The sequence below is a fragment of the Streptomyces neyagawaensis genome, assembly GCF_023516595.1.
GTDB lineage: Bacteria > Actinomycetota > Actinomycetes > Streptomycetales > Streptomycetaceae > Streptomyces > Streptomyces neyagawaensis.
In genome coordinates this window covers 203,750-221,110 of sequence record NZ_JAMGBG010000011.1, presented here as the reverse complement: position 1 = coordinate 221,110, position 17,361 = coordinate 203,750, and the positions used below count along the sequence as shown (strand labels likewise).

The 17,361-nt window shown below is 71.7% G+C and carries 16 protein-coding genes; 8 read left to right on the top strand and 8 right to left on the bottom strand.

The genetic code is table 11. The features are described 5' to 3' along the window. Positions 1-60: 60 nt before the first annotated feature. From M8J73_RS07435 to M8J73_RS07420, 4 genes are all read right to left on the bottom strand, one after another. Complete coding sequence (locus M8J73_RS07435; protein ID WP_063799160.1) at positions 61-1,704, bottom strand: dihydrolipoamide acetyltransferase family protein; 1,644 nt, start codon at positions 1,702-1,704, stop codon at positions 61-63. After that, positions 1,701-2,726 carry an alpha-ketoacid dehydrogenase subunit beta gene (locus M8J73_RS07430; RefSeq protein ID WP_055537343.1) on the bottom strand — a complete coding sequence of 342 codons (1,026 nt, stop codon included), beginning with the start codon at positions 2,724-2,726 and terminating at the stop codon, positions 1,701-1,703. Before M8J73_RS07430 ends, M8J73_RS07435 begins: the two co-directional genes overlap by 4 nt. 4 nt (positions 2,727-2,730) lie before the next feature. Then, a complete protein-coding gene (locus M8J73_RS07425; RefSeq protein ID WP_055537342.1) occupies positions 2,731-3,732 on the bottom strand; it encodes a thiamine pyrophosphate-dependent dehydrogenase E1 component subunit alpha in 1,002 nt (333 codons plus the stop codon). Between the two features lie 96 nt (positions 3,733-3,828). Then, a complete protein-coding gene (locus M8J73_RS07420; protein WP_240501023.1) occupies positions 3,829-4,284 on the bottom strand; it encodes a VOC family protein in 456 nt (151 codons plus the stop codon). A 219-nt stretch (positions 4,285-4,503) separates the two neighbouring features. Here M8J73_RS07420 and M8J73_RS07415 point away from each other — a divergent pair, with 219 nt between their 5' ends. From M8J73_RS07415 to M8J73_RS07400, 4 genes are all read left to right on the top strand, one after another. After that, a complete protein-coding gene (locus M8J73_RS07415; protein ID WP_055537341.1) occupies positions 4,504-5,778 on the top strand; it encodes an aromatic ring-hydroxylating oxygenase subunit alpha in 1,275 nt (424 codons plus the stop codon). After that, positions 5,775-6,599: an SDR family NAD(P)-dependent oxidoreductase gene (locus tag M8J73_RS07410; protein WP_240501021.1), complete on the top strand. Its 825-nt coding sequence runs from the start codon at positions 5,775-5,777 to the stop codon at positions 6,597-6,599. The genes M8J73_RS07415 and M8J73_RS07410 overlap by 4 nt, the downstream gene beginning before the upstream one ends. A gap of 32 nt (positions 6,600-6,631) precedes the next feature. Beyond that, a complete protein-coding gene (locus M8J73_RS07405) occupies positions 6,632-8,368 on the top strand; it encodes a PEP-utilizing enzyme (protein ID WP_055537339.1) in 1,737 nt (578 codons plus the stop codon). Positions 8,369-8,438: 70 nt separating this feature from the next. Continuing rightward, complete coding sequence (locus M8J73_RS07400; RefSeq protein ID WP_055537338.1) at positions 8,439-8,753, top strand: putative quinol monooxygenase; 315 nt, start codon at positions 8,439-8,441, stop codon at positions 8,751-8,753. A 306-nt stretch (positions 8,754-9,059) separates the two neighbouring features. Here M8J73_RS07400 and M8J73_RS07395 read toward each other — a convergent pair whose 3' ends face one another. Genes M8J73_RS07395 through M8J73_RS07380 form a run of 4 tightly spaced genes read right to left on the bottom strand, consistent with a single transcriptional unit; the run spans position 9,060 to position 12,038 of the window. Further along, positions 9,060-10,091, bottom strand: a complete 1,032-nt coding sequence (locus M8J73_RS07395; protein ID WP_079055300.1) for an NADP-dependent oxidoreductase — start codon at positions 10,089-10,091, stop codon at positions 9,060-9,062. A 4-nt stretch (positions 10,092-10,095) separates the two neighbouring features. After that, positions 10,096-10,311 (bottom strand): hypothetical protein, encoded by a 216-nt coding sequence (locus M8J73_RS07390; RefSeq protein WP_055543266.1) that lies wholly within the window; start codon positions 10,309-10,311, stop codon positions 10,096-10,098. 6 nt (positions 10,312-10,317) lie between these two features. Beyond that, positions 10,318-10,632: a 2Fe-2S iron-sulfur cluster-binding protein gene (locus tag M8J73_RS07385; RefSeq protein WP_055543267.1), complete on the bottom strand. Its 315-nt coding sequence runs from the start codon at positions 10,630-10,632 to the stop codon at positions 10,318-10,320. Beyond that, the gene (locus tag M8J73_RS07380) at positions 10,629-12,038 is read right to left on the bottom strand and encodes an aromatic ring-hydroxylating oxygenase subunit alpha (RefSeq protein ID WP_055543268.1); all 1,410 of its coding nucleotides are present in this window, start codon (positions 12,036-12,038) and stop codon (positions 10,629-10,631) included. The genes M8J73_RS07385 and M8J73_RS07380 overlap by 4 nt, the downstream gene beginning before the upstream one ends. A gap of 437 nt (positions 12,039-12,475) precedes the next feature. On the opposite strand from M8J73_RS07380, the gene M8J73_RS07375 reads away from it, so the two are divergent. The 4 genes from M8J73_RS07375 to M8J73_RS07360 are packed head-to-tail and all read left to right on the top strand — an operon-like array spanning position 12,476 to position 17,333. Then, positions 12,476-13,618 carry a sugar ABC transporter substrate-binding protein gene (locus M8J73_RS07375; RefSeq protein ID WP_055543269.1) on the top strand — a complete coding sequence of 381 codons (1,143 nt, stop codon included), beginning with the start codon at positions 12,476-12,478 and terminating at the stop codon, positions 13,616-13,618. Then, on the top strand, positions 13,615-15,126 hold the full coding sequence (locus M8J73_RS07370; protein WP_063799352.1) for a sugar ABC transporter ATP-binding protein: 1,512 nt from the start codon (positions 13,615-13,617) through the stop codon (positions 15,124-15,126). Before M8J73_RS07375 ends, M8J73_RS07370 begins: the two co-directional genes overlap by 4 nt. Positions 15,127-15,159: 33 nt before the next feature. Next, positions 15,160-16,293, top strand: a complete 1,134-nt coding sequence (locus M8J73_RS07365; protein ID WP_055543271.1) for an ABC transporter permease — start codon at positions 15,160-15,162, stop codon at positions 16,291-16,293. Then, positions 16,290-17,333: an NAD(P)-dependent alcohol dehydrogenase gene (locus M8J73_RS07360; protein WP_055543272.1), complete on the top strand. Its 1,044-nt coding sequence runs from the start codon at positions 16,290-16,292 to the stop codon at positions 17,331-17,333. Before M8J73_RS07365 ends, M8J73_RS07360 begins: the two co-directional genes overlap by 4 nt. Positions 17,334-17,361 lie beyond the last annotated feature (28 nt).

The window sequence follows — 17,361 nt, the reverse complement described above, 5'->3', positions numbered from 1 at the left end:
GGCGCCGACCGCCCTCCGGCGGAGACCGGGACGGCGGCGGACGCAGGCGTCGGCGGCGGATCAGACCAGCAGCCGGAGCGGTTTGCGCAACAGCTCACCGACCGTGCGCAGATACTCGGCCGCCGGTGCGCCGTCGACGGCACGGTGGTCGAAGGTGAGGCTCAGGGTGAGCACCCGCGTCCGCCGCGGCCGGTCGTCCAACCACTCGACGCCGTCCCTCAGTCTGCCCACCCCGAGGATCGCCACGTTGCCGGGGTTGACCACGGGGGTGAAGAAGTCGACGCCGTATCCGCCCAGCGAGGTGACGGTGAAGGTGGCGCCTTCCAGGCGGTCCGGCGTGATCCGGCCCTCGCGGGCGGCCTCGGCCAGGGCCTTCGCCGTGCGGGCCATCTCGGGCAGCGGCAGTGCTGCCGCGTCCTCGATCACGGGGACCATCAGGCCACCCGGAACCGCCACGGCGAAACCGAGGTGGACGTCGTCGAGCAGATGGATGCCGTCGTCGCGCACCGTCGCGTTCAACAGCGGATGTGCGCGCAGGGCCAGCGCGGCGGCCTTGAGCAGGAAGTCGTTCAGGGTGGGAACGGGCAGGTCGGTGTCGGCCCACTCCTCCCTCAGCCGGTCGCGCAGGGACACCACGGCGTCCATCCGCACCTCGTAGCCGTGCGTCAGCTGGGCCATCTCCTGGAGGCTGGCGTGCATACGGCGGGCGATGGTGCCGCGCATCCCGGTGAGGGGGAGCACGTCTCCCGGCCGGGGGTCGGCGTTCCGGCGGCGGGGCGCCGGTTCGCGCGCCGGGTCGGCGGCGTCGAGATCGGACCTGCGGATCCGGCCGCCGGGCCCGGTGCCGTTCACCCCGGAGAGGTCGATGCCCCGCTCCTTCGCCAGCCGGCGGACCAGCGGCGACACAGCGGTGACGGATGAGACGGCGGTGACCGGCTGGTCAGGGGCTACCGGCAGGACGGGGCTCGCGGACACGACGGCGGTGACCGGCAGGCCGAAGGGGGCCGCTTCGCCGGGCAGTTCCGCGAGGAACTCCTCCACGTCCTCGGAGACGATCCGACCGCCGGGCCCGGTGCCGCGGACAGCGGTGAGATCGACACCGGCCCCGAGTGCCACCCGTCGGGCGTTGGGCGAGGCCAGGAGCCGCCTGGCAGGACCGGTGGTGGCGCCACCACCGGTCAGGGACGGCGCCGCCGACGCCCGAGAGGCTGTGCCCGTCGGCCGGGCGGGCGCGCCCGCCGCGGCCACCGCCTGCTTCGGCGCCGGGAAGCCCGTGACCGCGCCCGGCGTCGTCGGCCCGGCGGACGCGCCCGCCCCGGGCACGCCCGTCTTCGGCGCCGGGGAACCGGTGGCGGCGCCCGAAGCCGTCGACCACACGGACGTCGGCCCCCCGGCCGTGCCGGCGCCGGCCTCGGACCCGGCGGGCGTCGGCGTACCCGCCGGGTTCGGTGGCTGCTCGCCCTCGGCCAGGAGCCAGCCGATGAGCGCGCCGGCCGGGACGGTCGTCCCGGCCGGGACGACCGGGTGGAGCAGTCCCCCGGCCTCCGCCTCGACATCCACGTCGACCTTGTCGGTGGCGATCCGCAGCAGCGCGTCGCCCTCGGCGACCGCGGCGCCCGTGGGCACGAGCCATTCCTCGATCGTGCCTTCCTGCATGGTCAGCCCGATCTTCGGCAGCAGAACCTCGACCGCCACGTCGTTCACGCCCTTTCGAGGAGACGTCGGCAGCCCTGGACGATCCGGGCGCGGTCGGGCACATAGGCCTTCTCCAGGACCGGGGAGAAGGGCACCGGGGAGAACGGGGCGCCGATGCGCAGGACCGGGGCGTCCAGGTGGTCGAAGGCGGCGTCCTGGATCTGGGCGGCGATCTCCGCGCCGAGCCCGCCGAAGGTGACGGCCTCGTGCACCACCAGCGCCCGGTTGGTGCGGCGGACGGAGGCGAACATGGTCTCGGTGTCCAGGGGCTGCACGGTCCGGGGGTCGATCACCTCGATCTCCACGCCCTCGGCGGCGAGTTCGTCGGCCGCCGCGAGGGCCTCCCCCACCATGCGGCCGAGGGCGATCACGGTGACGTCGGAGCCCTGCCGGGCGGTGTGCGCCCGGCCCAGCGGGATGCCGTAGATCTCCTCGGGCACATGGCCGGTGCTGCCGAGCAGGACCTTGTTGAGCATGACGACGACCGGGTTGTCGTCCCGGATGGCCGAGACGGTCAGACCCTTGGCGGTGTACGCGTCGCAGGGCATCACCACTTTGAGGCCGGGCACATGGGCGAGCCAGGCCTCCAGGCTCTGACTGTGCTGCGCGGCGGCGCCGAGGCCGGCGCCGGAGGCGGTGGTGATGGTGAGCGGGACGGACACGGCGCCGCCGAACATGTACTTCATCTTGGCGGCCTGGTTGACGATCTGGTCGAGGCAGACGCCGATGAAGTCCATGAACATCAGGTCGACGACGGGCCGCAGCCCCCGCGCGGCGGCCCCCACACCGAGGCCGACCAGGGCGGCCTCGGAGATCGGCGTGTCGATCATGCGGCGGGGGCCGAACTCGTCGAGCAGGTTGTCGAACATACGGAAGACGCCGCCGTAGCCGGCCACGTCCTCGCCGGCGACGAAGACGTTCTCGTCCTCGCGCATGGCCTGGGCGAGGCCCTCGTTGAAGGCCTTGACGTAGGTGAGTTTGCGGACCGTGCCGTCCGGGGCGGCGGCCTGTTCCTGGGTGAGGGTGGTCATGGCGTCATCCCGAGTAGACGTTGTGCAGCAGGTCGGCGGTGTCGGGCAGCGGGCTCGACTCGGCGTACGCGATGGCCTCGGCGATCTCGTCGCGGGTGCGCTGCCAGGTGTCGTCCAGTTCAGCGCGGGTGGCCGTACCGTCGGCGACGGCACGGGCCTCCAGCAGGTCGATGGGGTCGCGGGCCTTCCACTCGGCGACCTCCTCGTCCGAGCGGTAGGGGTGGCGCAGCCCCTTGACGCCCTGATGGTCGAAGTAGCGGTAGGTCTTGGCCTCGATCAACATCGGTCCCGCGCCGGACCGGGCGCGTGCCACTGCGTCGGTGGCGGCGCGGTGGACGGCGACCGCGTCCATGCCGTCGACGATCACGCCGGGCATGCCGTAGGCGGCGGCCCGGTCGGCCACGTCGGCGAGCAGCATGTGCCCGGACTGCGGCGTGAACTCGGCGTAGCCGTTGTTCTCGCAGACGAAGACGACGGGCAGGCCGAGGACAGCGGCCATGTTGGCGCCTTCGTGGAAGGCGCCGATGTTGGTGGCGCCGTCACCGAAGAAGGTGACCGCGACGCTGTCCTCGCCCTTGTACCGGGCGGCGAAGGCGGCACCCACGGCGATCGGGACGCCCGCTCCGACGATGCCGTTGGCGCCGAGCATGCCGAGCGAGACGTCGTTGATGTGCATGCTTCCGCCACGCCCGAGGCAGGCGCCGGTGGCGCGGCCGTACAGCTCCGCGTACATCTCCCGGAAGCCGACGCCCTTGGCGACGGCGTGTCCGTGGCCGCGGTGGGTGGAGGTGATCTGGTCGTCGTCGCGCAGCGCGGCCATCACACCGGCGGCCACCGCCTCCTGGCCGACGTAGAGGTGGAGGAAGCCGGGCAGTCTGCCCGCCTCCATGAGCTTGCCCGCCTCGGTCTCGAACAGCCGGATGCGCACCATGCGCTCGTGCAGATCCTTGATGACCTGCGCGGATGTCCGGTGCTCTGCCGTGTCGGCCGGCTTCTTCTGAGCCATGTCCCGCCCCTTCGCCCGAGGGAGGTGTGCCAAGCACCCGTACTTTCTGGTGCTTGTCTACAGTAAGCAGCAGGGGCACCTTACTGAAGAGGGTCTCTAATTACTACGCCCTGAACAGGACTCTCGACCCCGCTCGTCCACCAACTCCACCGCGTTGCCCTCCGGGTCCGCCCAGAAACTGATCCGGCCACCGGGGGTCCGCACCACGATCGGCTCCGACAGGGGCCGCGCACCCGCGGCCACCAGGGACGACACCATCGGGTCGATGTCCTCCACATGGAAGGTGAGGTACGACAGACCCCGGCATCCGGCCGGCGCCGGCGCCGATCGCACGGAGTCCGCGGCCACCTGAGGCAGGATCAGCTTGACCCGCCCCCCGGAGGGCACCTGCAGCCAGACGACCAGGAGCTCACCGCCCAGCCCGGCCGGTACCGCGACGGACTTCGGTACACAGGATCGGCGCACGACAGGGCAGCCGAGCACGTCCCGGTAGAAGCGCTCCATCAGCTCCAGATCCCGTACGACCACGCCCGCCTCGAAGGGCTTCCCCACAGCCGCCACCGCCTCCCGTCGGGAACCCGGCCGCCGTCGCCACGGGGCTGGATCCGGTTTACAGAAAGCAGCGGGGATGATCCCGCGCCCCCAACACGGCAACTTCGCCACTTTCTATTGACAGAGCACACTAAGTCCTGTTGTCGTTTCGGACACAGCCCAGCTGTCGCTCTCCGAAGCCGGTCACCGGCTCGCGGCTGGGAGGATTGTGAGGACATCGTGGTCCAGACCAGTTCGCCGGGGATACGGGAAGCGGAAGCCGGGCACACGCCGCCGTCGGCCCCCGAGTACTCCTCGTGGATCAGCCAGGACCGGTCCACCGACGCCGCGTCCGTGACGATGCGGCGGGAGGCCGCCGAACTCGTCGAACGCGTGGTGGCGCACTATCGCGACGGCACCACGCACCAGGCGGACGGCCAGTGGACGGAACCTGTCGGCCACTACCTCGACGCCGACCGCTGGCGCCGGGAGACGGACGCCGTCCACCGGAGCGTTCCCCTGCCGCTCGCCATGTCCTGCGAGCTCCCCGGGCCGAACACCTACAAGGCGCTGGACGTGCTCGGCGTACCGGTGCTGATCACCCGGGACCGGCAGGGCGCGGTGCACGCGATGATCAATGCCTGCCGGCACCGGGGGGCCAAGCTCATGGAGCCCGGCTGCGGGGTGTCGAGGCGGCTGACCTGCCCGTACCACTCCTGGTCCTACGACCTCACCGGGGAGCTGCGGGGCGTGTACGCGGAGAAGACCTTCGGTGACGTTCCGCGCGAGGGCCGCGGCCTCGTCAGGCTTCCGGCCGGGGAGCGGGCGGGGATCGTCTTCGTCTCGCTGGACCCTGCCGCCGAGCCCGACCTCGACGCCTGGCTCGGTGATCTGCTGCCGCTCCTCGAAGGGCTGCGGCTGGCGGAGTGCCACCACTACTCCACCGGCGAACTGACCAGTCCCAACTGGAAGGTCACCCTCGACGGGTATCTGGAGACGTACCACTTCGCCTCGCTGCACCCGAAGACGGTCTTCGAGACGAACCTCTCCAACATGATGGCCCACGACACCTGGGGCCCCCACCAACGCATCGCACCGGCCCTGCGTCCCATCGCGCGGGCGGTCGAGCTGCCGCCGGACCAGCGGGACCCCGGGGACTGTGTCGGTCCCATCTACTGGCTCTTCCCCGGCCTGGCGATCGCCGGCGGCTGGCGGCAGAAGATCGCCGTCTCCCTGGTGCTCCCCCGGACGGCCACCGAGTCGGTGACCCAGCAGATCATCCTGCTGCGGGAACCGGCGGTCACCGAGGAGGAGCGCCAGGCCGCCGACCGGTTCGGCGAATGGTTCCACGAGGTGGTCCGCGACGAGGACTACGCGACCACCTACGGAGTCCAGCAGGGCCTCGCCGCCCTCGACGGGACCGACTTCGTCTTCGGACGCAACGAGCCCGGACTCCAGCACTTCCACCGCACCATTCACCGACACCTGGAAGACGCCGAAAGAGCCGCCAGGTGACGGACCAACAACACTCGCGGGAGAACAACATGGTGGCTACGGGCAGCCTCGACGGACGTGTCGCGGTGATCACGGGCAGCACGCGCAGCATCGGCCGCGGCATAGCCGAGGCATTCCTGGCCGGCGGTGCCACGGTCGTCCTCAGCGGCCGCAGCGAGATCAAGGGCAAGCAGGCCCTGGCGGAGCTGGACGCCGGGGACCGGGCCGTCTTCCACCCCTGCGACGCCAACAGCCAGGAGGACATCGAGGACCTGGCCGACTTCGCCGCCGAACGCTTCGGCCGGCTCGACATCTGGGTGAACAACGCCGGCGGCACCTCGGGCTTCGCCCCGGTCCACCAACTGAGCGACGAGGCCTGGCACGACGCCCTCAGGCTCAACCTCAACGCCTACTTCTACGGCACCCGGCGCGCGCTGCCGAGGATGCTGGAGGGCGGCTGGGGTCGGATCATCAACATCTCCTCCGTCGAGGGCAAGCAGGCCAACAAGCCCGCGATCAGCCACTACATCACCAACAAGCACGCCATCCACGGACTGACCAAGGCGACCGCCTTCGAATACGGCACCCAGGGCATCACCTGCAACGCCATCTGCCCCGGCGCCGTGGACACCGACCTGATGCGGGCCGCGGGACCGGCCGCGGCCGAGGCCGAGGGAATCAGCTACGAGGAGTGGCTGGGCCGCTTCGCCGAGCACGCCGCCACCAAGCAGATCACCACCGTGGAACAGATCGCGGCGGTCGCCTCACTGCTGGCGAGCGACGCCGGCGCCGGCATTACGGGCACGCTGATCAGCGTCGACGGTGGAACGGCGCAGTGGTAGGCACCGGGACGGACGACGGGAGACCTTCGGCCATGAAGAGCTGGATCACGGACTGGCAGCGCAGTGAGCGACTGCCGCACTACACCCGGGCCAACGCGGGCGAGACCCTGCCGGATCCGGCCAGCCCGCTGGGCTGGACCCTCGTCTGGGGGCGCGGACTGCACGGCTGGCGAAAGGGCTTCGTCGGCTTCGGCATCTACCGCGAGGAGGAGGTGGCCGGCCCTCGCCCGCCCTTCGTCGGGATGTTCGGCGGTTACTTCTACCTCAACCTGTCGCACATGCGGCTGTTCGGCATCCGTATGGGTCAGACGGCGGACCAGATCGACGCCGCATTCGTGGGCCAACGCTCGGACACCCCGGTGTACGTGGCACACCCGGAGGACCAGGACGCCGAACTGACCGCCAAGGCGGGCGGCACCCTCCAGCGGATGCTCGGCCAGAGCACGTTCCCGGAGGCCGACGCCGACCGGGAGCGGCTGCGCGGACTGCGCCGCGGGCGACCCGACCTGACGGAGTTGTCCGACGCCGAACTGGTGGCCCGCGCCCGCTCGTTGCTGGACGAGGTGGAGACGACCTTCCAACGGCACGTCGAGTCGTCGCTGCCCGCGTCCGTCGGACCGGCGATCCTCGGGCCGCTCTGCGCGAGCGTGGACCGCCCCGGCGCCATGCTGGACCTCATCGGGGGGCTCGGCGACGTCGACTCGGCCTCCCCCTCGGACGGGCTGTGGACGCTGTCGCGCCAGGTGGCGGCCTCGGCCGAGCTGACCGCGCTGTTCGACCGGGGCCCGGCCGCGGTGGAGCGGGCGCTCGACGGGGCGACCGGGGACGTGAAGGCGTTCCGTGACGCCTTCGAGGAGTTCCTGGCCGGGTCCGGGGACCGCGGTCCCAACGAGTGGGACATCCACGCGCTGTCCTGGGAGGCGGCGCCGGTCCAGGCGCTGGCCCTGGTCGACCGGATCCGGCACAGCTCCGACGACGACTCCCCGGCCGCCCGGCGGGCGCGCCTCACCGAGCGGCGCGAGCGCACCGCCGGGGAGGTCCGCTCCACGCTGCCCGAGGAGGCGCAGCCGATGTTCGACGCCGGCATGCACGCCTCCCGGGTATGGATCCCGGCCCGCGAGCGCACCAAGGCGAACTGCGTGACCGTCGTCAACGAGATCCGGATGGCGATACGGGAGCTCGGCCGCCGCGGGGTCGAGGCGGGGCGTCTGACCGAACCGGGGGACGTGATGATGCTGCTCGACACCGAACTCGACGACTACGTCGCCGACCCCGAGTCCTTCGGCCCCGTCATCGCGCGGAGGCTCGAGGAGTACGCGCTCCTGCACGAGCTGGAACCGCCGTTCTTCGTCGCGGACGACGCCGGGACCGAGGTCGACACCTGGCCGAGGCGCACCGAGGAGCGCGCCGAGGCCGCGGCCGAGGGTGATGCGCTCAGCGGCGTGGGCGGCAGCCACGGGACGTACACCGGCCGGGTGCGCGTGGTCACCGACCCGGCGTCCTGCGAGGCGCTGGAGCCGGGAGAGGTGCTGGTCGCGCCGATCACGGACGCGGCCTGGACCCCGCTGTTCCTGGTCGCCGGTGCGGCCGTGGTCGACGTGGGCGCGCTCAACAGCCACGCCGTGGTGGTCTGTCGGGAGCTGGGCATCCCGGCCGTCATCTCCGTCGAAGGAGCGACACGCCGGCTGCGGGACGGCATGGTGATCACGGTCGACGGAGACCGGGGCACGGTCACCGTGGAGGCCGTCCCCGCCCCGCTCGGCGTCTGAGACACCCCGGGCCCGTCGCTCCCCTTGACCGGAGCGGCGGGCCCGCGGGCATGACCGCGAAAGGACCCCCATGACCGAGGACATCATCGTCGCCGGCTGGATGGACTACGAGCCCGGCGACCGCGACACCATGCTGAAAGCCCTCGTCGAACTGGGCCGGCGCACCCGCGAGCGGGAACCCGGCTGCCTGGACTACGCCATGACCGCCGACCCCGCCGACGAGCGGCGTATCCGGGTGTACGAGCACTGGACCTCGCAACAGGCCCTCGACGAGCACTTCACGACCCCGCACATCAAGGACTTCCGGGCGGCGGTGGCGGGGCTGACGCGGCTCGGGGTCGGCCTGACGGCCCACACCGTGTCCGCGTCGCGCCCCATGCGCTGAACCCGTCGGCGGCTCCGACACGCTGAGGGGGTGCCCCTGGCCGGGGCGCCCCCTCAGGGGTCCTTTCACCATGCCCGTCCGGGGCGCGCGGCCTGGCACCGGACCGCATGGCCGGCGGCCGTGGCGTGCAACGGCGAGGCGTCGCCGATGGCGCACCTCGCCGCGTTGCCGAAACGCCCACGTGGCTCCTCCCCCACGCTCGGCTGCGCTCGCGCGGGGGCACCCCCATCGAGGGCGCTCCGGCGCCTTGCGATGCACGGCACCAGACCACGCGCCCTGATCGGACGCTCATAGGGAGAGGACCCCTCAGTCGCTGTCGTCGAGCCGCACCAGCATCTTGCCGACGTTGCCGCCGTCCAGCAGGGTCAGCAGGGCGCCGGCGGCGTTCTCCAGGCCGTCCACGACCGTCTCACGCGCGGTGATCCGGCCCTCCGCGAGCCAGCACGCGACCCGCCGCTCGAACTCCGGCCGCAGGTCGTCGTGGTCGCGGACGATGAAGCCGCGCAGGGTCAGCCGTTTGAGGACGGCCTGGATCAACTGGTTGAGGTCCGCGGACCGTCGCTCGCCGCCGAACTGCGACATCATGCCGCACAGGGCGACCCTGCCCCCGGTGCGCAGGGAGTGCAGGGCGGCGGCGAGCTGCTCACCGCCGACGTTGTCGAAGTAGACGTCGATGCCCTCGGGCGCCAGCCGGGCCAGCGCTTCACGGACCGGCTCGGCGCGGTAGTCCGCGGCGGCGTCGTAGCCGAACTCTCGCACCAGCAGGTCGCACTTGTCGGGCCCTCCGGCGGTCCCGACGACCCGGGCCGCGCCCAGCAGCCGCGCGAACTGACCGGCGGCGGTGCCGACGGCCCCGGCCGCCGCGGACACGAGGACGGTGTCGCCGGGGCGGAGTCCGGCGATCCGGGTGAGCCCGACGTACGCGGTGAAGCCGGTCTGCCCGAGCAGTCCCAGCCAGGTGGGCAGCGGGGCGAGGCGCGGGTCGACGCGGTCCGCGCCGTCGGTGTCCACGGCGTCCAGCACGGCCCGCTCCCGCCAGCCCAGTTGGTGGCGTACGTAGGCGCCGACGGGCACCGAGGAGCAGCGGCTCTCCTCGACCACGCCGAGAGCCCGGCCGTCGAGCGGTGCGCCGGGGGTGAAGTTGTGGGTGTAGTGCTTCTCGGTGCTCTCCAGCCGTCCTCGCATGGACGGGTCGACGCTCATGTAGAGGTTGCGGACGAGGAGTTGCCCCTCGCCGACGGACGGCAGCGGCCGCTCCTCGACGGCGAAGTCACCGGGTGCCGGTTCCCCCTCGGGCCGGCGCACCAGACAGACCACGCGTGTGGTCCGGGGTGTCACCGGGTCACTCCCCCGGCCGCGGGGCGCCGCGCCGCCGGGCGAGGCGCCCCACCCAGCCCGCCATCTGGAGATCGGCGTGGCGCAGTTCGCCCGACTGCCACCGGGCCTGGAAGTCGAACACGCCCCGCTTGCCGGTCCTCGGGTCGGTCACCTCGACGAGACCGTCCTCGGTGAGCCGGTACACATGCCCGGTGAGCGGGTGGATCACTTGCTTGGCCATGGGCCCTCACTCCTGCACTCGGCGGCGTACACCGCGCTTGGTCACGGTCACGGGGCCCTCGACCCGGAGCCGGCAGGCGAGCCGGGTCAGGCCGTCCACCGGCATGCGCAGGGCTTCGAGGCCCTCGCGCTCCAGCGGGTCCACGGGGGAGCAGTTCTCGGCACCTTCCTCGATCCGGACGAAGCAGGTGCGGCAGGTGCCCCGGCCGCCGCAGACGGTGGGCCAGCGGTAGCCGAGCCGCCCGGCGGCGCTGAACACGTCCTCGCCGTCGAGGACGTCGAGTTCGACGTCGGACGGCCGGACCGCCACGCGGTGGGTCACTTGTCCATCCAGTGGTCGAGGGTCCGGTTGAAGTGGCGGATGCGGCTCTCCTGGTAGTTGGCCAGGGTGATGCCCGGCTTGCGCATCGTCTTCAGTCCCTGCTGGACGTAGGGGAGGTTCTCGCAGTCCTGGTCGAAGACGGGCCCGAGCACGCCGAGTTCGGGGATGTCCGCGAAGAGCATGTCCTCGGGCACCCAGCGGATGCGGGCCGGAGGGGGGGTCTCGCCGGGCCGCTTCGGGGCCGACATGAAGATGATCTCGGCGATGCAGGAGTCCGGGTCGAGGCCGTGGGGCCGGAACCGGTAGACGATGTTGGACTTGGCGCCGCCCCACGGGTTGAAGTTGGGGAACAGCAGATAGTTGATGGCGTCCAGGAGTTCGGTGTCGGGGGTCTGCGAGAAGTCCTGGTGCGAGGTGGCCGCGAGCTGTGCGCGCATGCGCTGGGCGAGGACCTGGCGGGCGGTGCCGCCGGGCGGGATCGCGGGCAGTTCCTCACCCTCGCCCATCACCAGGTCGCGGCCCTGGGCCGCCGAGTAGAAGGCGCGTGAGTCGTAGAAGGTCTCCAGGACGTCCTCCTCCGTGACGGAGTCGGCCACGTGCGGGCTGGGGGCGCCCTGGATGTTGATCATCCGGTTCCAGTGGGGCTGGTCGGCCATCACGTCGTACTGGGAGTTGGCGTCGGCGAGCCACGGCAGCATCTGCGGGTGTGTGGCGATCACGTGGAAGGACTCGATGAAGGCGTCCTGTGCGACCTTCCAGTTGCAGGGCAGCACCTTGGCGATGTGCAGCGACTTGTAGCGGTTCTCCAGCGGCCAGATGTAGTAGTCGTCGAAGGTGCCGCGGTAGCTGTCGAAGGACTCGGCGTAGGGGTCCATGTTGATGAAGACGAAACCGCGCCAGGTCGCCACCTGGGCCTCGGGCAGTGCGAACTTCTCCGGGCTGACATGCGGGAAGTCCCAGGCGCACGGCGGGCTCTGCATGGTGCCGTCGAGGTTCCAGGCGAAGCCGTGGAACGGGCAGCGGAACTCGCCGACGTTTCCGCCGCCGGTGCGCAGTTTGCGGCCGCGGTGCAGGCAGGCGTTCACGAAGGCGCGGATCTCCCCCGGGGCCGTGCGCACGACGATGAGCGAGTCCTCACCGATCTCGTAGACCTCGTGGTCGCCGACTTCGGGGATCTCGCTCTCCAGACAGGCGAACTGCCAGACGCGGCGCCACACCTGCCGCATCTCGCGTTCGGCCCAGTCGCGGGAGGTGAAGCGTGTGGTGTCGATGTCCTCGCTGCCGAGGGGGTCGTTCCTCTCGTACCTCAGGGCGGCGGGAACGGGCCGGCTGTCCTGGTCGAGGTAGTCCTGGACGCTGGGCCCGGGGCACCGTGCGGTGACCGACTCCGATGTTTCGTCCATCATCTCTCCTCCGGCAGAAACTTTAGAGTGAGTGTAGTTACCAGCCTCGACCGGTAGCAACACTCGCGACGGCGAACCGAGCCGCATCACCCGAGGTCACTCGCGAACACCGGCGGCTCCACCGGGAATTTTTCGACCGCCCCCTCCCCAAGTACGTCCGGTCATGCCACACTCCGACGCACTTGGGGCTGTAGTGCCTCAAAAGTTTCTCGTGCCGGTGCGGCGTCCGCCCGTCCCGGCCCCCGCGCCGCGGGGTCGCTCCGGCGGCCCGCGCCGTGCCCCACGCCGGCGATCGACGCAGCCCTCGTCCCCTCAGCACCCCCCTGCGTGCCGTCCCGTCCGGGCGGCACCGGATCCGCCCGGCCCGAGCCGGTCGCCGCACACGCGCAAGCGACGCGCGGCCCGGCAGCGCGGGCACCTCACCACGGGAGTACTCGACGATGAGTTCCACACCCGGCAGCGCGTTCCGCCGCGCCCTCACCGCACTCGTGCCCGTCACCGCCCTGCTCACCCTGGCGGCCTGCGGGAGCGACTCGACGCCGGCCGCCGACACGTCACAGGCGGCGGCACCCGGTTCGCCCGGCCTCGCTGCGGCCCGCGCGGCCCTGGAGAAGTACTCCCAGCGACCGACCACGATCTCCGTCACCGAGCCCGTCGGCAAGAAGATCCCCAAGGGCAAGAGGATCGACTTCATCCTCTGCGGCGTGCAGTCGTGCAAGGACCTCGCCGACTTCTTCACCGAGGCCGCCGGGGAACTCGGCTGGAAGGTGAAGCAGATCGCGACCCAGGGAACCCCCGAGTCCGTCCAGGCCGCCTACGACCAGGCCCTGCGCGACAAGCCGGACGCCGTCGTCGCCTCGGGCTTTCCGCGTGCCGTCTACGCCAAGCAGCTGGCCCGGCTGAAGGCCGCCGAGATCCCCGTCGTCCAGTCGAACGCGGACGACCTGCTGGGCGACGGTGTCTCCCTGCTCAAGAACGGGCCGGACGACGTCGGCGTCCAGGGGGAGATGCTCGCCTCATGGGTGGTGTCGAACAGTGACGCCAAGGCGAACACGGTGTACTTCGATCTTCCGGCGTACACGATCCTGAAGCCCGTCAAGGACTCCTTCGCCACCAAGTACGGGGAGTGGTGCGACGGTTGCGGGCTGGACAACGTCGATGTGCCGATCACCGCCGTGGGCAAGGACATGCCGGACCGCGTGGTGTCGTACCTCCGGTCGCACCCGAAGGTGACCCATGTCGTCTTCTCCCTGGGCCTGCTCAACGTGGGCGTGCCGGCCGCGCTGAAGACCGCCGGCATCACCGGCAAGCACATCGTCGTCAACGTCGGTGACGCGCAGAACTACCAGTACATCCAGAGCGGTCTCACCGACGGCGCGATGGCGCTCAACTCCCACGAGACGGCCTGGCTCCAGGCCGACGCGCTGGCCCGGCACTTCACCGGCCAGCCCATGGACGTGGACCAGAAGGCCGCACTGCCCAACATGCTCGTCACCAAGGACAACCTGCCCTCGGCCGACGGCGACTTCCCGATCGTCGAGGACTACCAGGCGCAGTTCAAGGCGCTGTGGGGGCTGAGTTGACCAGGCCGGTGCTCCGGGTGGCCGCCCTGTCGAAGAGATTCGGCGAAACCCAGGCACTGGAGGACGTCGACCTGGAGGTCCGGCCGGGCGAGATCCACGCCCTGATCGGGCCCAACGGCTCCGGCAAGTCCACCCTGATCAAGATCCTCGCCGGCTACCACCACGCGGAACCCGGCGCCGTGGCCGAACTCGACGGCGAGCCCTTCGACCTCGGCCAGGTCACGGCTTCCCGGCACGACCGGCTCCGCTTCGTCCATCAGGAGCTGGGACTCGTCGGCGAGTTGAGCGCCGTCGACAACCTCGCCCTCAGCCATGGCTTCGCCCGCACGGCCCTCGGCAACATTCGCTGGCCGGAGATGGAGCGGCGGACGACCGCGCTGGTCGAACGGTTCGGTCTCGGCATCGACGTGCGCCGGCCCCTGTCGGCGGCGACCCCGGTCCAGCGCGCGGTGGTGGCCATCGCCGCCGCGTTGCAGGGCTGGGAGGGCCGGCGCGGGGTGCTGGTGCTCGACGAGCCCACCGCCGTGCTGCCGCCCGGCGAGGTGGCCCGGCTCTTCGACATCGTGCGGGAGGTCCGCGACGCGGGCGCGAGTGTGCTGTACGTGTCGCACCGGATGGACGAGATCTTCGCGCTCGCCGACCGGGTGACCGTGATCCGCGGTGGACGCCGCATCGCCACCCGCGCGGTCGCCGACCTCACCCCACGGTCGCTGGCGGCCCTCATGGCGGGCGAGGAGATGGCGACCGACCACCGGCCCGCCGCCCGTTCCGCCGCCACCGGGGCGGTGCTCGAGGTCCGCGACCTGTGGGCGGGGCCGCTGCGCGGCATCGGCTTCGATCTCGCGGAGGGCGAGCGGCTGGGCATCACCGGGCTGGTCGGCTCCGGCCACGAGATCGTGCCGTACGCGGTGTGCGGGGCCCACGCCGGGCGGGTGAGCGGACGGTTGCGGCTGCCGCAGCGTGCCGAGCGGTGGACCGACGCGCGCGACGCGGGCGGGCTGGGGCTTCCCCTCGTCCCCGCCGACCGGGCGGGCGAGGGGGTGATCGGTGACTTCTCGGTCGGCGAGAACCTCACTCTCCCCCTCCTTCACCGGCTCCGCGCCCGCGGCGGACGGCTGCACCGGCGTCGCGAGTCGTCGCTCGCCGAGGACTGGATCCAGCGGGTCGGGGTGCGTACGGCGGGGCGCGGGGCGCGGATCACCACGTTGAGCGGCGGCAACCAGCAGAAGGTCGTCATGGCCCGCTGCCTGGCCCAGAGCCCGCCCGTGCTGGCGCTGTGCGAACCGACGGCGGGCGTCGACATCGCGACCCGTCTCCAGCTCTACGACCTGATACAGCGTCAGACCGAGGAGGGCATGGGCGTCATCGTCTCCTCGTCCGACACACAGGACCTGCTCACCCTGTGCACCCGTGTCCTGGTGGTACGGGACGGCCGGATCGTACGGGAGCTCGGCGGCCGCGAGATCACCGAGCCCGCGCTCGTGCACGCCATGGAAGGAACCGACTGACATGAGCCCTGGAGTGGGAAGGAGACGAGTGACATGACATCCACCCCGACCCGGACGACGGCGCTCCGGCCATCCGCACCGGACCGGACCGGCGTGCCCGCCGCCGGGACTCCGGTACGGCGGGCTGCGGCCGCCCTGTCGTTCCGGAACATCGGCGCCGTGTACGTGTGGCTGGTCATCGTCGTGCTCTTCTCCGTCTGGGCGCCGGAGACGTTCCCGACCGTCACCACGGTCAAGCAGGTGCTCAACGGCAACGCCGTCGCCGGGCTGGTGGCGCTGAGTGTCGTTCCGCCGCTGGCCGCGCGTGTCTTCGACCTCTCGGTCGCCTACACGATGTCGCTCACCAGTGTGCTGACCGCCTACTTCCTGGTCTCCGCCGGGCTCGGTCCGTTCACCGCGATCGCGCTGGCGATGGCCGCCGCGCTGCTCGTCGGGGTCGTCAACGGGATCGTGGTCGTGGTCCTGCGCGTCGACTCGTTCATCGCGACCCTGGCGACCGGTGCGCTGATCCAGTCCCTGATCACCATGGTCACCGACGACAGTTCCATCACCGGGGTGCGGCTGCTGGCCGAGCCGTTCGCGAGCATCGCCCAGCTCGACGCGGGCGGGATCACGCTTCCGGTGCTGTACCTGCTGCTCTCCGCAGGGGCCATCTGGTTCCTGCTGGAGCACACGGCCACCGGGCGCCGGCTGTACGCGACCGGGTTCAACGCCGACGCGGCACGGCTGCAAGGGGTGCGCACGGACCGGCTGCGCTTCCTGACCCTGGTGTCCTCCGCGCTGCTCTCCGGTTTCGCCGGGATCGTCTTCGCGTCCTCCGTCGGATCGGGTTCGCCGACGGCGGGCAGCCCGTATCTGCTGTCCGCCTACGCCGCGGCCTTCGTCGGGGCGACGCAGCTGCGCGCGGGACGCTTCAACGCCTGGGGCACGGTGCTCGCGGTCCTGCTGCTCGGCACCGGCATCACAGGACTCGGACTGGCCACGAGTGCCCCGTGGGCCGCGAGCCTGTTCACCGGCTCGGTGCTCATCGTCGCGCTCGTCCTCACCGGCGGCCGGATCGCCCTGCCCGCGATGCTGCGCCGTCGCAAGGCACCCCCGCACGCCCGTCCCGAGGCTCCCGCCGAGGGGCCCGCCGTACCCGCCACCAGTGAGGAGAACCGAGGATGAGGGCAGTGCAGTACCGGACGGTGGGCCAGGCCCCCGAGGTCGTCGAGGTTCCCGTACCGGAACCCGGCCCCGGCCAGGTGCTGGTGAAGGTCACGGCGGCGGGACTCTGCCACTCCGACCTGGCGGTCATGGGCTGGCCCGAGGAGCAGTTCCCCTACGCGCTGCCGATGACACTCGGGCACGAGGGTGTGGGCACCGTCGCCGCGATGGGCAGCGGAGTCGAGGGACTGGCGGAGGGCGACGCGGTGGCCGTGTACGGGCCGTGGGGCTGCGGTCGCTGCCGCAGGTGCGCCCAGGGCAGGGAGAACTGCTGTCCGTACGCCGCCGAGCTCGGCATCCTGCCGCCCGGCCTCGGGGCGCCCGGTGCCCTGGCCGAGTACATGCTGGTGAACTCACCCCGCCACCTGGTCGCCCTCGACGGGCTCGACCCGGTGCAGGCCGCGCCCCTCACCGACGCCGGGCTGACGCCGTATCACGCGATCGTGAAGTCGCTGCCGAAGCTCGTGCCGGGCAGCACCGCGATCGTGATCGGCGTGGGCGGGCTCGGTCATCTCGCCGTGCAGTTGCTGCGCGCACTGACGCCGGCCCGGGTGGTCGCCCTCGACCTGAGCGGGGAGAAGCTGGAGCTGGCCAAGTCCGTCGGCGCCCATGAGGTGCTCCTGTCCGACGACACGGCGGCCGGGCGGATCCGGGAACTCACCGGGGGGACGGGGGCGGAGGTGGTCCTGGACTTCGTCGGGGCCCCGACGACCTTGGCGGTCGCCGCCGCGTCGGTGGCCGTCGAGGGCGATGTGACCGTGGTCGGCCTCGGCGGGGGCACGCTGGCGGTCGGCTTCGGCGGCGGACTGCCGTTCGAGGTGTCCGCCACGTTCCCCTACTGGGGCAGCCGTGTGGAACTCGTCGAGGTCATCGCGCTGGCCCGACAGGGCCTCGTCTCCTCCCACGTCGAGACCTTCTCCCTCGAGGAGGCCCCGACGGCCTACGAGCGCCTGCACGCCGGCCGGATCAACGGCCGCGCGGTGGTACTGCCGCACGGCTGAGCACGACCGGGCGGCGGGGCGGCGGGGC

What these genes read in the sequence shown, in the direction of transcription:
- M8J73_RS07430 (WP_055537343.1), bottom strand. Translation starts at nt 2,726, where the DNA reads ATGACCACCCTCACCCAGGAACAGGCCGCCGCCCCGGACGGCACGGTC.
- M8J73_RS07405 (WP_055537339.1), top strand. Translation starts at nt 6,632, where the DNA reads ATGAAGAGCTGGATCACGGACTGGCAGCGCAGTGAGCGACTGCCGCAC.
- M8J73_RS07400 (WP_055537338.1), top strand. Translation starts at nt 8,439, where the DNA reads ATGACCGAGGACATCATCGTCGCCGGCTGGATGGACTACGAGCCCGGC.
- M8J73_RS07425 (WP_055537342.1), bottom strand. Translation starts at nt 3,732, where the DNA reads ATGGCTCAGAAGAAGCCGGCCGACACGGCAGAGCACCGGACATCCGCG.
- M8J73_RS07375 (WP_055543269.1), top strand. Translation starts at nt 12,476, where the DNA reads ATGAGTTCCACACCCGGCAGCGCGTTCCGCCGCGCCCTCACCGCACTC.
- M8J73_RS07380 (WP_055543268.1), bottom strand. Translation starts at nt 12,038, where the DNA reads ATGATGGACGAAACATCGGAGTCGGTCACCGCACGGTGCCCCGGGCCC.
- M8J73_RS07360 (WP_055543272.1), top strand. Translation starts at nt 16,290, where the DNA reads ATGAGGGCAGTGCAGTACCGGACGGTGGGCCAGGCCCCCGAGGTCGTC.
- M8J73_RS07365 (WP_055543271.1), top strand. Translation starts at nt 15,160, where the DNA reads ATGACATCCACCCCGACCCGGACGACGGCGCTCCGGCCATCCGCACCG.
- M8J73_RS07390 (WP_055543266.1), bottom strand. Translation starts at nt 10,311, where the DNA reads ATGGCCAAGCAAGTGATCCACCCGCTCACCGGGCATGTGTACCGGCTC.